Origin of the sequence: Actinotalea fermentans, assembly GCF_007991475.1 — a bacterium.
GTDB lineage: Bacteria > Actinomycetota > Actinomycetes > Actinomycetales > Cellulomonadaceae > Actinotalea > Actinotalea fermentans.
On the sequence record NZ_BJYK01000009.1, the window covers coordinates 446,962 to 459,513 of the forward strand.

At 75.9% G+C, this 12,552-nt stretch carries 15 protein-coding genes and 1 other RNA gene; 8 read left to right on the forward strand and 8 right to left on the reverse strand.

Annotated elements, in window-relative coordinates; all coding sequences use genetic code 11:
- Positions 1-28 precede the first annotated feature (28 nt).
- Positions 29-682: a dihydrofolate reductase family protein gene (locus AFE02nite_RS14040; protein ID WP_034248664.1), complete on the forward strand. Its 654-nt coding sequence runs from the start codon at positions 29-31 to the stop codon at positions 680-682.
- Positions 683-701: 19 nt separating this feature from the next.
- Here AFE02nite_RS14040 and bla read toward each other — a convergent pair whose 3' ends face one another.
- Positions 702-1,646, reverse strand: a complete 945-nt coding sequence (gene bla, locus AFE02nite_RS14045) for a class A beta-lactamase (protein ID WP_052114017.1) — start codon at positions 1,644-1,646, stop codon at positions 702-704.
- Between the two features lie 188 nt (positions 1,647-1,834).
- On the opposite strand from bla, the gene AFE02nite_RS14050 reads away from it, so the two are divergent.
- A complete protein-coding gene (locus AFE02nite_RS14050) occupies positions 1,835-2,698 on the forward strand; it encodes a MerR family transcriptional regulator (protein WP_052114018.1) in 864 nt (287 codons plus the stop codon).
- Positions 2,698-3,333 (forward strand): GyrI-like domain-containing protein, encoded by a 636-nt coding sequence (locus AFE02nite_RS14055; protein WP_034248666.1) that lies wholly within the window; start codon positions 2,698-2,700, stop codon positions 3,331-3,333. Before AFE02nite_RS14050 ends, AFE02nite_RS14055 begins: the two co-directional genes overlap by 1 nt.
- A gap of 22 nt (positions 3,334-3,355) precedes the next feature.
- On the opposite strand, the gene AFE02nite_RS14060 is transcribed toward AFE02nite_RS14055, so the two are convergent.
- Positions 3,356-4,015 carry a LysE family transporter gene (locus AFE02nite_RS14060; RefSeq protein WP_146819854.1) on the reverse strand — a complete coding sequence of 220 codons (660 nt, stop codon included), beginning with the start codon at positions 4,013-4,015 and terminating at the stop codon, positions 3,356-3,358.
- 99 nt (positions 4,016-4,114) lie between these two features.
- Between AFE02nite_RS14060 and AFE02nite_RS14065 the strand changes: the two genes are divergently transcribed.
- Positions 4,115-4,519 carry a VOC family protein gene (locus AFE02nite_RS14065; protein WP_034248950.1) on the forward strand — a complete coding sequence of 135 codons (405 nt, stop codon included), beginning with the start codon at positions 4,115-4,117 and terminating at the stop codon, positions 4,517-4,519.
- Positions 4,520-4,535: 16 nt separating this feature from the next.
- Here the strand turns inward: AFE02nite_RS14065 and AFE02nite_RS14070 are convergent, their stop codons facing one another.
- Positions 4,536-5,381 (reverse strand): NmrA family NAD(P)-binding protein, encoded by an 846-nt coding sequence (locus tag AFE02nite_RS14070; protein ID WP_034248949.1) that lies wholly within the window; start codon positions 5,379-5,381, stop codon positions 4,536-4,538.
- 154 nt (positions 5,382-5,535) lie between these two features.
- Between AFE02nite_RS14070 and AFE02nite_RS14075 the strand changes: the two genes are divergently transcribed.
- The 4 genes from AFE02nite_RS14075 to AFE02nite_RS14090 all read left to right on the forward strand — a co-directional run bounded on the left by AFE02nite_RS14075 (position 5,536) and on the right by AFE02nite_RS14090 (position 8,298).
- A complete protein-coding gene (locus tag AFE02nite_RS14075) occupies positions 5,536-6,744 on the forward strand; it encodes a hypothetical protein (protein ID WP_034248948.1) in 1,209 nt (402 codons plus the stop codon).
- Positions 6,744-7,139, forward strand: coding sequence for a hypothetical protein (locus AFE02nite_RS17480; RefSeq protein ID WP_052114046.1), 396 nt, complete (start codon positions 6,744-6,746; stop codon positions 7,137-7,139). Before AFE02nite_RS14075 ends, AFE02nite_RS17480 begins: the two co-directional genes overlap by 1 nt.
- Positions 7,136-7,540: a hypothetical protein gene (locus tag AFE02nite_RS14085; RefSeq protein ID WP_034248947.1), complete on the forward strand. Its 405-nt coding sequence runs from the start codon at positions 7,136-7,138 to the stop codon at positions 7,538-7,540. Before AFE02nite_RS17480 ends, AFE02nite_RS14085 begins: the two co-directional genes overlap by 4 nt.
- 95 nt (positions 7,541-7,635) lie before the next feature.
- Positions 7,636-8,298: an Rv0361 family membrane protein gene (locus AFE02nite_RS14090; RefSeq protein WP_146819855.1), complete on the forward strand. Its 663-nt coding sequence runs from the start codon at positions 7,636-7,638 to the stop codon at positions 8,296-8,298.
- Between the two features lies 1 nt (position 8,299).
- On the opposite strand, the gene AFE02nite_RS14095 is transcribed toward AFE02nite_RS14090, so the two are convergent.
- The 5 genes from AFE02nite_RS14095 to AFE02nite_RS14115 all read right to left on the reverse strand — a co-directional run bounded on the left by AFE02nite_RS14095 (position 8,300) and on the right by AFE02nite_RS14115 (position 12,507).
- Positions 8,300-9,664 carry an FtsX-like permease family protein gene (locus tag AFE02nite_RS14095; RefSeq protein WP_034245133.1) on the reverse strand — a complete coding sequence of 455 codons (1,365 nt, stop codon included), beginning with the start codon at positions 9,662-9,664 and terminating at the stop codon, positions 8,300-8,302.
- Positions 9,661-10,407, reverse strand: coding sequence for an ABC transporter ATP-binding protein (locus AFE02nite_RS14100; RefSeq protein WP_146819856.1), 747 nt, complete (start codon positions 10,405-10,407; stop codon positions 9,661-9,663). Before AFE02nite_RS14100 ends, AFE02nite_RS14095 begins: the two co-directional genes overlap by 4 nt.
- Positions 10,408-10,551: 144 nt before the next feature.
- An RNA gene (gene ffs / locus AFE02nite_RS14105) (signal recognition particle sRNA small type) lies at positions 10,552-10,648 on the reverse strand.
- A gap of 60 nt (positions 10,649-10,708) precedes the next feature.
- Positions 10,709-11,377 (reverse strand): methionine ABC transporter permease, encoded by a 669-nt coding sequence (locus tag AFE02nite_RS14110; RefSeq protein ID WP_034245135.1) that lies wholly within the window; start codon positions 11,375-11,377, stop codon positions 10,709-10,711.
- Positions 11,374-12,507, reverse strand: coding sequence for a methionine ABC transporter ATP-binding protein (locus AFE02nite_RS14115; RefSeq protein WP_052113584.1), 1,134 nt, complete (start codon positions 12,505-12,507; stop codon positions 11,374-11,376). The genes AFE02nite_RS14110 and AFE02nite_RS14115 overlap by 4 nt, the downstream gene beginning before the upstream one ends.
- Positions 12,508-12,552: the final 45 nt, after the last annotated feature.

Consider the following 12,552-nt stretch of genomic DNA (forward strand, 5'->3'; position numbering starts at 1 on the left):
CAGGAGCATCCACACGAGGAGAGACGCCATGCGCCTGACCGTGCACGAGTTCATCAGCCTGGACGGCGTGATCCAGGGCCCCGGCGGCCCGGAGGAGGACCCGGCCAACGGCTTCACCGCAGGCGGGTGGGCGGTGCCGTTCGTCGAGGGCGACGAGTTCGGCAACGTCGTGACCGGGTGGTTCGCGCGGGCGGGCGCGCTGCTGTTCGGACGCACGACGTTCGAACTCATGCGTGCGTTCTGGCCGGACGTCGACCCGGCCGCAGACCCGGTGTCCGCCAGCCTCAACACCCTGCCGAAGTACGTCGTCTCGAACACCCTGACCGACCCCGGCTGGGAGCCCACGACGGTCCTGACCGGCGACCCGGTGGACTCCGTCGCGCGGCTGAAGGACGAGCTCGCCGACCGCCCGGGCGAGCTGCAGGTGCACGGCTGCGCGCGCCTGGCAGCCGCGCTGCACGCCGCGGGCCTGGTCGACGAGTACCGCCTCTTCACGTTCCCGGTGACCGTGGGCGCGGGCAAGCGGCTCTTCACGCCCGACGCGCCGCCCACCGGCTTCCGCGTGCTCGAGACCCGCACGACGTCCGCGGGCGGCGTCTACACGGCGCTCGAGCCGACCGCGTTCCGCCGCGGCGACATCACCGTCGAGGACGGGCGCGAGGTCGTCTCGATCGTCGACTGACGCACTGTGCAGCCGGCGCTCAGCCCAGCGCGGCGACCACGACGGCCGTCGCGCGCGCCACGGCGGCGTCGACGGGCTCGGCGTCGGGCGCGTCCCGCGAGGTCAGGACGGCGAGGACGATCGGCTCGCCGCCCGGCGGCCAGACGACGGCGAGGTCGTTGCGCGTGCCGTGACTGCCCTGGCCGCTCTTGTCGGCGACCGTCCAGCCCTCGGGGACGCCCGCGCGGACCAGTGCCGTCCCGGTGGTGGACGCGCGCATCCACCCGACCAGCAGCGCGCGGTCGGCGTCGTCGAGCGCGTCGCCCAGGACGTACGCGTGCAGGTCCGTGGCCAGGGCGCGCGGGGTGCTCGTGTCCTTCGGGTCGCCCGGCGACCAGGCGTTGAGGTCGGGCTCGATCCGCACGGGCTGCGTGACGTCGTCGCCCAGCGCGCGCAGCGCCTCGGCGAAGCCCGCCGGGCCGCCCAGGCGCGCCAGCAGCAGGTTCGCCGCGGTGTTGTCGCTCTCCTGCACCGCCGCGCGCAGCACCTCCGACAGCGGCAGGCCGACGCCCGCGTGCGCCTCGGTCACCGGCGAGTACGTGACGAGGTCCCCCGGCCCGTAGGGCACCACCTCGGCGAGGGCGGCGTCGTCCGCGGCCGCGAGCACCGCGCCGGCTGCGAGCGCCTTGAACGTCGAGGCGTACGCGAAGCGCTCGTCGGCCCGGTACTCCGCCGTCCGGCCCGTCGCCGTGTCGAGCGCGTGGACGCCGATCCGCACGCCGAGCTCGGCCTCCAGCGCCGCGAGCTCGGCGGAGACGTCGACCGGCTCGGGCGCGGGCTCCGCCGTCGGCGTCGTCGAGGAGCTGGGGGACGCGATGGCCGACGGCGCCCCCGTGGCTGCGCCGTCGTCGCCGGTGCATCCCGCGAGCGCGAGCACCGCACCCAGGGCGACGACGGCGGTCCGGGCACGTCTCGAGGAGGTCACCCGCGCGACGCTAGCCGCGCTTGTTCGAACGCGAACGTGGGCGCACCCCTCGAACAACCGTTGTTCGCGTCGGGCACCAACGTTCGCACTCGAACATGCGTCAGTTCCGGGGGCGGACGGACGGGCGCCGGGGTCGGGAGCCCGGAGCCGTCCCGCTTGACCCTCGCACGGTGTCAGAGTGTGGGCTGATGGACATGCCACCCGCGGGAGAGCGACTGCTGACGATCGGCGAGTTCTCGCGCCTGTCCCAGCTGAGCATCCGCATGCTCCGGTACTACGACGAGCACGGCGTGCTGCCGCCGACGCACACCGACCCGAGGTCCGGCTACCGCTCCTACGCGCCCGCGCAGCTCGCGACGGCGCGGGCGGTGCGGCGGCTGCGCGACGTCGGGCTCGGGGTCGCCGAGCTGGCCGCGTGCGTCCCGCTGCTCGACGAGCCCGGGGCCATGCGGCGCGTGCTCGAGCGGCACCGGACGCGCCTCATCGCCGAGGCCGCCGCGGCCAGCGCCCGCATCCAGGAGGTGGACGACCTGATCACCGGTCTGGAGGAACCGCTCATGTCCGTCACCGTCACCCACCGCACCGACCCGGCGCGCACCGTCGCGTCCCTGCGCGGCGTCATCCCCACCTACGCCGACGAGGCGCGCCTCTGGGAGCGCCTCATGCCCGCGCTCTTCGCCGCGGGCGCCCAGCTCGCGCCCGACGCGCGGGCGATCGCCGTCTTCCACGACGAGGACTACCGGGAGGCGGACTGCGACGTCGAGGTCCGCCTCGACGTCGCCGCACCCTTCACCCCGCCCGCCGGTGCCGACGGCGCCGACGGCGTCCGGTGCGTCGAGCTGCCCGCGCAGGACGTCGCCGTCGGCGTGCTGCACGGGGCGTACGACCGCGTCGGCGAGGTCATGGAGGCCGTGGGCCGCTGGGTACCCGAGCACGGCTACCGGTTCGCCGGCCCGATGTTCAACGTCTACCTCGTCTCGCCGCGCGAGGACCCCGAGCCCGCCCACTGGGTCACCGAGGTCTGCATCCCGGTCGCGCCGGCGGGCGCGTGATGGCCGCCGCGAGCACCTCGTCCGCGAACGACCTCCGCCGCGCCCACCCGCAGCTCTGGCGTGCGCCCGACACCCCCGAGCGCATCACCGCGCCCCCGGTCGCCTGCCTCGCGGTCGACGGCGTCGGCGAGCCGGGCGGCGAGGCGTACGCGGCCGCCGTCGGGACGCTGTTCGCGGTGTCCTACGGGCTGCGGTTCTCGGTGAAGGCCGCGGGCGGCGAACCGTGGTCGGTGATGCCGCTCGAGGGCCTGTGGTGGGCCGACGACATGGCCGACTACCTGACCGGCGACCGGGCCCGCTGGCGCTGGACGATGCTCATCGCCCAGCCGCCCGTGGTCACGGCCGCGAGGGTGGCCGACGCCGTCGCCGCCGCCGCGCGCAAGGGCAGGGCCCCAGCCGCGGACCTGCTCCGGCTCGAGGTGCTCGACGAGGGCGACGCCGTCCAGGTCATGCACCACGGGCCCTACGCGGCGGAGGGTCCGACGGTCGCCGCGCTGCACGCGTGGATCGCGGACGCCGGCCTCGCGCTGCGCGGCACGCACCACGAGGTCTACCTGTCGGACCCGAACCGCGTCGCGCCCGAGCGGATGCGCACGATCATCCGCCAGCCGGTCACGGCGCGGTCGCCCGCCTGAGAGGTGCCGGGCCGCGCGACGCTCAGCGCAGGGCGAGGGCCACGGCCAGCGCGCCGACGACGCCGTGGCCCGCCAGCGTCAGCGCGCTCCGCGCGCGCGGCCCGACCCGAGCGCCGAGGGCCGCACCGACCGCGCCGAGCCCCACCTGCCACGCAGCCGACGCACCCCCGATCCCGACGACGAACGCCAGCCGGTCCCCCGGCGACGTCAGCCGGTCCGCCAGGCCCGCGACGACGGCCGCGAAGTAGACGACGGTCAGCGGGTTGATCGCGGTGAGGGCGACGAAGCCTGCGAACGCACGGGCGGGCGAGCCGCCGTCGGGCGGGGCGGCGTCGGGGTCGACGGCGTCAGGCCCGGCGGCGGGCGAGGTGGCGGCCGCGCGGTCACGGGTGCGCCACCAGCGGAGGACGCCCGTCGCCGCGACCGCACCGAGCACGAGCGCGCTCGCGACCCGCACCGGTCGCTCGTGGCCCGCCAGCGCCCCGGCCACCGCGGCACCCGCCAGCACGGCGACGACGGCGTAGACCAGGTCGACCGTCGCGACCCCCAGCCCGCCCGCAGCGGCGACGCGGAACCCGCGCCGGACGCCCGTCTGCAGCAGCAGGACCCCGATCGCCCCGAGCGGCATCGCCACCCCGAGCCCGACCAGTGCCCCGAGCCCGAGGGCCGCCGTCACGTCCATGATCACCCAGTGTCGCGAGTCGCGACGCCGGCGGTCGACCTGATTGCCGTCCGCGGCCAGGCCCTGTTCTCCCGGGTGGGGCCGTGGTTACATCGCCGGATGGCCCAGCCCACGCCGTACCTGCACCTGCCCGGCACCGCCCGGGAGGCCCTGACGCTCTACGCCGACGTGTTCGGCGGGCGCGCCCAGCTCCACACGTTCGAGGAGTTCGGCCGCACCGACGGCCCGGCCGACGCGATCGCCCACGGCTACCTCGTCGACGGCCCGGTGTCGCTCTTCGCGGCGGACGTCGCCGGCGACGAGGCGCCGTTCCGCGCCGAGGGCCTGCTGCTCTCGCTCCTCGGCGCGGCGCCTGCCTCGACGCTGCGCACCTGGTTCGCCCGGCTGGCCGACGGCGCCCGCGTGGTCGACGACCTGCAGCTGCGCCCCTGGGGCGCGTGGGACGGCCAGCTCGTCGACCGGTTCGGCGTGCCGTGGCTCATCGGGTACGAGCACGAGGACTGACCCCGACCGACGGGGACTAGCTCCGCAGGGCCTCCGCGAGCCCCGCGGGCGCACGGCCGAGCAGGTCGGCCAGGTCGGTCGACGTCACGTCGAACTCGCCCGCCCCGATGGCCTGGTCCAGCGCGACCACGAACCCGGCAGTCCCGGCGTCGAGCCCGGCCGCGGCGAGGATCCCCGCGAGCTCCTCGGCCGACACCGCGCGCGCCTCGACGGGCGCGCCCGAGACCTCGGCGAACGCGGCCGCGAGGTCCGCGTACGTGAACGGCTCGCCGGCGAGCTCGCGGACCGAGGAGGGTCCGTCGTCGTGCAGCAGGGCGAGCGCTGCGGCCTCGGCGAGGTCCGCGCGGGTCGCCGCGGCCACCCGCCCGTCGCCCGCCGCGTGCACGACGGCGCCGGTCGCCACCGCCTGGTCCAGGCGGCTCGTGAAGACGCCCAGGTAGAGGGCGTTGCGCAGCACCGAGTGCGGCAGGCCGGACGCCTGGAGCGCGCGCTCCGTGCCGGCGTGCTCGGGCGCGAGCAGGTGCGTGCCGTCGGCGCGCTGCACGGAGGTGTAGACGACGCGTCCCACTCCCGCGGCGACCGCGGCGTCGATCACGGCCGTGTGCTGCGCGACCCGGTTGCCGAGCTCCGAGCCCGAGACCAGGAGCAGCCGGTCGACACCGGCGAGCGCCGGGCCGAGCGTGTCCGGGCGGTCGTAGTCGCCCTCGCGCACGACGACGCCCCGCTCGGCCAGGTCGGCCGCCTTGGCGGGCGTGCGCGCCACGGCCACGATCGACGACGGCGCGACTCCGTGGGCGAGCAGCGTCTCGATGGCGGTGCGGCCGAACGGACCGGTCGACCCGGTCACGGCGTACGTCGTCATGCGTCCTCCTCGTCGTCTCGGGCCTTGCGCCCTCCAGCGGCAACCCGCCGCCCCCGGCGTGGATTCCCGATGGCGCTCCGGATCCCGCCCGAGGGGCGACCGGACGCTGCTACGGTCCCGCCGGTACCACAGCAGCGCCCGCCGAGAGGGACCCATGACCGAGCTCGCCGTCCGCTTCGAGACCGTGCTGCACGCCCGCGACGTCCTCGACCGGCAGGACGGTCATGCGTGCGCCATCGACAGCTACCTGCGCGCGGAGACCGACATCTCCGACAGCACGGGCCTGCTGCTCGCCGCGCTCAGCCCCCTGTCCCGGGCGGCGACCGAGCTCGGCGCCCAGGCAGCGTCGATCACGGCGAACGCCTTCCGCCTCGCCGCGGACCAGGTGACCTCCGCGGCCGCCGACTACGTCCGCGTCGACCTGGAGGAGCACGAGGCGATGTCCACGCTGGGGCGTCGGCTCGGGGTCGCCACCCAGCCGTGGCGGGACCCACGGGCGTCGGTACCGCCCCTCGGCGGACCGGTCGAGCAGGCGCCCGGCGACTACGGCGACGTCGACTCGTGGCTCTGGGACAAGGCGTCCGGAACGGGCGCGGCCGTCGGCGACCTCATCACCGGCGGGAAGGACACGATCGGCCGGGTGTCCGGCTGGTCGGGCGACGCGACGGTCGTCGAGGCCGTGGACCCGCGGTCGTACCTCGTGCCACCGGCGGCGACCGAGAACTGGGTCCAGGACGTGCGCTGGAACGCCGGCGTGCTCCTCGGGTCCATCGACTGGGTCGCCGAGCAGTTCATCGGCTTCTCGATCCTCGAACGCTGCGTGTTCTCCCCGCTCGGCGGCGACTGGCGCGCGATCAGCCGGGCGTCCGAGGCCTGGCACCACGGCGCGAGCGCGGCGATCGGCATCGGCCGCAACTGCGCGGCCCTGAGCGCGGGCACCGTCGACGGGTGGCAGGGCGCGGGAGGCGACGCGTTCCGCGCACTGGTCGCTGCGATGAGCGGTGGCCTCGTGGCGCTCGCCGCCGGCTACGACAAGGTCTCGGGCCTCGTCTCGACCGTGGCGACCGTCTCGAAGCTCGCGTGCGCCGGGATCGGGATGGCCATCAAGCAGATCGCCAACATCCTCATCAAGATCGCCGCCGAGGCGGCCGTGCCCGTCGTCGGCTGGGCCGTCGGCGCGGCCACCATCTGGTGGGACGTCGAGAAGGTCGTCGGCCTGGTGCGGCTGGTCTACAACCTCATCGAGACGGTGATGAGCGCCATCGAGCAGTTCGCGGAGAGCCAGGTGGCGCTGCTGGACTCCGTCCGCCTGCTCGAGGACCTCGTCGAGTCCGTCGCACGCAGGACCGGGGCCGTCCGGTGATGGGCGTCCCGGGCGACGACGCCCTCCCGCCCGGCGCCCTCACCAGGCTCAGCGCGCGCATCGCAGCGCTGACGAGCGAGGTCGAACGCATCGGCCGCGAGGTGGAGGAGAAGCACGCCGACGGCGACCGGGCGCGCGCCGAGGCCGCCCGCCGTGGTGAGCTGGGGCCGCACTGGCGTGCGGTGCAGCACCGGATCGACCGCGGTGAGACGTCGCTCGACGCGGTGTTCGAGGGCACCGACGACTCCGCGGAGGCCCAGGCGCTGCGCGAGGCGTCGCGGCACCGGCTGGCGCAGCTGGCCGAGGTCCCCGGCGACGAGGCGGAGGCCGCCCTGGCCGAGCTGGCCGCGCTGCGGGCCGAGACGTCCGGTCCGGAAGGAGAGCAGGAACGATGAGCGAGCACGTCCCGGCACCATGGCCGGTCTCCGTCCCCCGGCCGACCGTCGCGCTTGCGGTCGCCGGACCCGCGGAGGCTGCGCTCGGCGCCCTGCGCCACGCGGTCGAGGCCGAGGGCTACCGCATCACGTCGTCGGCCGGACCGGCGGGGTTCGAGGCGAGCCGGACGAGCTGGAAGGACCTGCTGGGCGGTTCGCTCCCCCAGCGCGGGCTCGTCGTTGCCGGAGTGACGCCCGGACCCGACAGGACGGTGCTGCGGGTGGGTTTCCCCACCGGCGGCAACGACTGGGGCGCACGGCAGCGGGCCGTGCGGGTGCTGAGCGCGACCGTGGGCGCGCTGCGGTCCGCCGGCATCGCGGTCGACGTCGGGGAGTGGGAGTCCGGCCTGCCGGCTCGGTAGCCGCGCCCGGTCCGCGCAGGCGTCGTTCCCGCGCCCGCGCGGATCACCCGCCGACACGCCCGCACGACGCCCGCCCGGTGCGGCAGGATGCGGCGGTGACCTTCCCGCCGCCGCCGCCCGGTCCCCCGAACCAGCCGCCCCAGCCCGGCCAGTGGCAGCCCGCAGCCCAGCCGCCGATGCCGCCGCAGCCGCCGTACGGCCAGCCGCCGATGCCGCCGCAGCCGCCGTATCCGCAGCAGCAGGCGTACGGCCAGCCGCCGATGCCGCCGATGCCGCCCGCCGCACCCGCCCCGGGTTGGCAGCCGGCCGTGCCCTTCGAGCCGACGCCCGCGCCGGGCCGCGGCTGGGTGGTGCCCGCCGTCGTCGTGGGCTCGCTCGTGGTGATCGGTGGCGTGTTCGCCCTGTCGGCGGCCGGGGACGTCGGCGCCGGCAGCGGCGCGGCCGACCGGGCGCGGGACGCCGTCGTGCGCCTGACGACGGCCATGCACGAGGGCGACTGCGAGGGCGTGCAGGAGTCGACCACGGGCGGCTACTTCCGCGCCATGAACCTCACCTGCGCCGACATCGCCGACAACGGCGCCTGGATGGACGAGGTAGGCATGTCGTTCGTCGTCGGCGACGCGGAGCTGGACGGTGCCAGCGCGAAGGTGCCCGTCGAGCTCGTCGCGCCCGGCGACCCCAGCCAGGGTGGCACCGGCACCTTCACCGTGGTGCGGACCGGCGACACCTGGCGCGTGAGCAACGACCAGATGGACTGACTCAGTCCGCGCGCACCACCGTCTCCCGCAGCACCGACCGCAGCAGCGGGCGGCTCGACTCCGTCGCGGCGAGCATCAGCGCCACCCCGCCGGCGAGGAACCCGAGCACGAGCGCCAGCCCGGACACGTTCGTCACCCCGGACGTGCCGATGACGAGCACCACGAGCAGCAACGCCACCCCGCTGGAGGTCCCGGTCACCAGGAGCAGCGGCGCGAGCACCTCGCGCCTGCGCGCGGCGTCGAACAGCTCGACCGGCGCACCCGCGAGCCGCTGGAGCGCGTACTCCCGCTTGCGGTCCAGCACGCTGGACGCCTGCATGATGCCCGCGGACACGGCCGCCACGGCGAACGCGATCGCCAGGGTGAGCACGCCGCCGGTGACGATGTCGCGCGTGATGACGTCAGCCGCCGGGTCCTCCCCCGTCGTCTCGAACATCGGCAGCACCGACAGGCACCCGGCCACGAACGCCGCCATCCCCAGGCCGCCGACGACGCGCCAGGCCGCCCGCGGGTCGTCGGTGAGGCGGCGCGCGGCCAGCAGCGTGGCCGGCGTGCGGGCAGCGGCCGCCATGACCCGCCCGACCACGCCCACGATCCACGGCCCGACCAGGTTGAGCGTCGCGAACACCGTGCCGAGCAGGCCGACGAGCAGCGCGACCGCGATCATCTGCGGCATGCCGCCGGCGGCCCCGACCACCAGGCCGAACGCGCCGACGGCAGCGAGCAGCCCGAGCGTCCGCAGCCAGCTGAGCGCGGGCGGGGTCTGCCGCCGCGCGACGCCGAGCGGCGAGACGACCACGCGGCGCAGCGAGACCAGCGCGCTGGCGGCCGCCACGAGCGGCACGACGACGAGCGCGCCCCCGATCCCGGCGAACCCGACCCAGAGCTCGCCCGCGTCGAACGGGCGACCCTGGAACGAGATGCGCGTCCACACCGGCATGAGCAGGCCGTAGCCCGCGATCCCCAGCACCGCGCCGGCCAGGCCCTGCGCGGCCGTCTCGACGGCCGTCACCACGCGCACCTCGCGCGCGGTGACGCCGAGCAGCCGCAACGTGGCCAGCCGCGCGTCGCGCCGCGCGACGCCCATCCGCGCCGCCGCCCCCGCCAACGACACCAGCGGCACCACGAGGAGCACGACGGCGATCGTCGCGAGGATGACGTAGAGCTCCGCGTTCTCGTGCGCGGACACCCCGTGGCTGTCCAGGCCCTCCGGGACGCGGTCCGCGCGGTCGATGAACCCGAGCAGGCCGCCGAGCACGGACAGGCCCATCGCCGTGGTGACCGCGAAGGCGACCACGGCGAGCGCCGTCGTCAGGCTGCCGCCCGAGCGCTGCAGGCGCGGGGCGAGCGCGAGGACGGCCTTCATCGCGCACCCGCCAGCGGCCCGCGGACCTCCCGGCCGTCGACGATGACGAGGCGCCGCGAGCACCACGCCGCGACGGACTCGTCGTGGGTCACCACCACCAGCGAGGCGCCCGCGGCACGGGTGGCCTCCGTGAGCACGCGCATGACGTCCGCGCCGGTCGCCTGGTCGAGGGCACCGGTGGGCTCGTCCGCGAAGACGACGTCGGGCCCGGTGATGAGCGCGCGCGCGACGGCGACCCGCTGCGCCTGCCCGCCCGAGAGCTCGCCGGGCCGCCGGCCTTCCATACCGGCCAGGCCGAGGGACGCCAGCCACTGCCGGGCCCGCTCGGTCGCCTCGCGGCGCGACGTGCCGAGCAGCATCGCCGGCAGGGCGACGTTCTCGACGGCGGGCAGCTCGCTGAGCAGCTGGCCGAACTGGAACACGAAGCCGTAGTGGCGCCGCCGCAGCAGGGACCGCTCGCGGTCGCTGCCCGAGGAGACGTCCCGGCCCCGCAGCGCGACGCCGCCCTGGTCCGGCGCGAGGATGCCCGCGAGGCAGTGCAGCAGCGTGGACTTGCCGGACCCGGACGGGCCCATGACGGCCAACGACTCGCCGTCGGCCAGGTCGAGGTCGACGCCGTCGAGCGCGACCGTCGCGCCGAAGCGCTTCACCAGGCCGCGGGCGGCCAGCCGCACCTGCGGCGCCGGGTGGGCGACGGTCGTCGGGACGGGCGGGCGGAACGGGTCGGCGGTCGCGAGGCTCATGCGTCGAGCCTCCTGGGCGACCGGGAGCCCCGGCGTCCACGCACGGGACCGTCGTCGGGCGGCGACCGTCCCCCCAGGGCACGACGCGCGGTCCGACCGGGAGGGGACCCGGGCGAGCAGCGCACCGGCCCACCGCACACGGCATGCAGCGACCCCCCGCACACCCGTCAGAGCCCGCCTGCCCTTGCTGCCTTCCGGCCCTGGGGGGGTTCAGCGAGATGACGCCGTACGAGGGGTCACCCCAAGCCTAACGCAGGCCGGGGGTGGCCGGTCGTGTCGCTGCCCGCCATCGCCCGCGCGGTCAGCGGCGCAGCGCCTTGCGCGCGAGGACGTTGCCCGCGAGCTGCACCACCTGCACGAGCACGACGATGAGGCCCACCGTCACCCAGGCGACCTCCCAGTTGAAGCGCTGGTAGCCGTGCCGGATGGCGAAGTCACCGAGCCCGCCCGCCCCGACGATGCCCACGACGGCCGACATGTCGATGACCGCGACCACGAGGAACGTGAACGCGAGGATCAGCGGCCCGAGCGCCTCGGGGATGAGCACCGACCACACGATGCGCCACCGGGAGGCGCCCATCGCGCGCGCGGCCTCGACGACGCCCGGGTCGAGCGCGACGAGCGTCTGCTCCACCAGGCGCGCGAACGCGACCGACGCCATGACGCCCATCGGCAGGATCGCGGCCTCGCGGCCGATCCGGGAGCCGCCCAGGGCGATCGTCACGGGCGCGATCGCCGTCACGAAGATGACGAATGGGATCGGCCGGACCAGGTTGATCAGCGCGTTCTCGGTGGTGAAGACCACCCGGTTGCCGCGCAGGCCGCCGCGCCGGGTCACGTAGAGGCCCACGCCGAGCGCGAGCCCGACGACGGCCGCCACGGCCAGCGCCGTGCCGACCATGACGGCGGTGTCGGTCAGCGCCTCCCACAGCAGCGGGAGGAGGTAGTCCCAGTCGGTGCCCTCGCTCATCGGGCGCCTCCCGTCGCGCGCGGCCCGACGGCGTCGGGGTCGGTGAGCGGGGCGGCTGCCGTGCCCAGGTCGAGCACCGTGGTGCTGCGGGCGAGGTCGGCGAGGAACGCCTCGATCGCGTCGTCGGCGCCCGCGAGCTCGAGGGTGAGCGAGCCGTAGGGGCGCTCGGCGATCTCGGTGATGCCGCCGTAGACGATCGTGCCGTCCACGGGGTGCTCGCGGAGCGCGCGCGTCAGGTCGGTCGACGACGCGCCGTCCTCGCGGACCGCGACCGTGACGATCCGTCCGGGGTGCCGGTGCCGCAGCCGCTCGAGCGCGGACGGGCTGGGGCGGTCGCGCAGCGACGTGCCGACGAACCGCCGGGTGGCCGGGTGCTGCGGCCGGGCGAACACCGAGTACACGTCCCCGTGCTCGACGACCTTGCCGTGCTCCATCACCGCGACCCGGTCGCACAGGTACTTCACGACCTCCATCTCGTGCGTGATCACGACCACGGTCACGCCCAGCTCGCGGTTGACCCGGCGGAGCAGGTCCAGCACGTCCTGCGTGGTCTCCGGGTCGAGCGCGGACGTCGCCTCGTCGGCGAGCAGGATGCGCGGGCGGGCCGCGAGCGCGCGGGCGATGCCGACGCGCTGCTTCTGCCCGCCGGACAGCTGCGACGGGTAGGCGCGCGCCTTGTCGGCGAGCCCGACGAAGTCGAGCAGCTCGGCCACCCGCGCGCGCCGGTCGTCGCGCGACCACTTCGCGACGGCGAGCGGGTAGGCGACGTTCCCCGCCACCGTGCGCGAGGACAGCAGGTTGAACTGCTGGAAGATCATGCCGATGCCGGCCCGCACGCGCCGCAGCTCGGTCTCGCGCAGCCCCGTGATCTCGCGGCCGTGCACGCGGACGCTGCCGCTGGTGGCGGGCTCGAGCGCGTTGACCAGCCGCACCAGCGTGGACTTCCCCGCGCCCGAGTAGCCGATGACGCCGAACACCTCCCCCGGCGCGATGTCGAGGGTGACGTCGTCGACGGCGCGCACCGCGCCGCCCGGCGTCGGGAAGTCCTTGGTGACGCCCGCGAAGCTGATGGCGGGGGCGTCCGGCGCGGCGTCGTCGCGCGCGGTGGGCGTGGTGGTCGCGGTGCTCATGGGGGTCCTTGTCCGGGCGACCGGCCCGGGGTCCGCGCGTCGGGA

Coding starts and splice junctions, on each gene's coding strand:
- AFE02nite_RS14055 (WP_034248666.1), top strand. CDS start 2,698: ATGGCCGCCGCGAGCACCTCGTCCGCGAACGACCTCCGCCGCGCCCAC.
- AFE02nite_RS14115 (WP_052113584.1), bottom strand. CDS start 12,507: ATGAGCACCGCGACCACCACGCCCACCGCGCGCGACGACGCCGCGCCG.
- AFE02nite_RS14060 (WP_146819854.1), bottom strand. CDS start 4,015: ATGGACGTGACGGCGGCCCTCGGGCTCGGGGCACTGGTCGGGCTCGGG.
- AFE02nite_RS14110 (WP_034245135.1), bottom strand. CDS start 11,377: ATGAGCGAGGGCACCGACTGGGACTACCTCCTCCCGCTGCTGTGGGAG.
- AFE02nite_RS14100 (WP_146819856.1), bottom strand. CDS start 10,407: ATGAGCCTCGCGACCGCCGACCCGTTCCGCCCGCCCGTCCCGACGACC.
- AFE02nite_RS14095 (WP_034245133.1), bottom strand. CDS start 9,664: ATGAAGGCCGTCCTCGCGCTCGCCCCGCGCCTGCAGCGCTCGGGCGGC.
- AFE02nite_RS14050 (WP_052114018.1), top strand. CDS start 1,835: ATGGACATGCCACCCGCGGGAGAGCGACTGCTGACGATCGGCGAGTTC.
- AFE02nite_RS14085 (WP_034248947.1), top strand. CDS start 7,136: ATGAGCGAGCACGTCCCGGCACCATGGCCGGTCTCCGTCCCCCGGCCG.
- AFE02nite_RS14075 (WP_034248948.1), top strand. CDS start 5,536: ATGACCGAGCTCGCCGTCCGCTTCGAGACCGTGCTGCACGCCCGCGAC.
- AFE02nite_RS14040 (WP_034248664.1), top strand. CDS start 29: ATGCGCCTGACCGTGCACGAGTTCATCAGCCTGGACGGCGTGATCCAG.
- AFE02nite_RS14065 (WP_034248950.1), top strand. CDS start 4,115: ATGGCCCAGCCCACGCCGTACCTGCACCTGCCCGGCACCGCCCGGGAG.
- AFE02nite_RS14070 (WP_034248949.1), bottom strand. CDS start 5,381: ATGACGACGTACGCCGTGACCGGGTCGACCGGTCCGTTCGGCCGCACC.
- AFE02nite_RS17480 (WP_052114046.1), top strand. CDS start 6,744: ATGGGCGTCCCGGGCGACGACGCCCTCCCGCCCGGCGCCCTCACCAGG.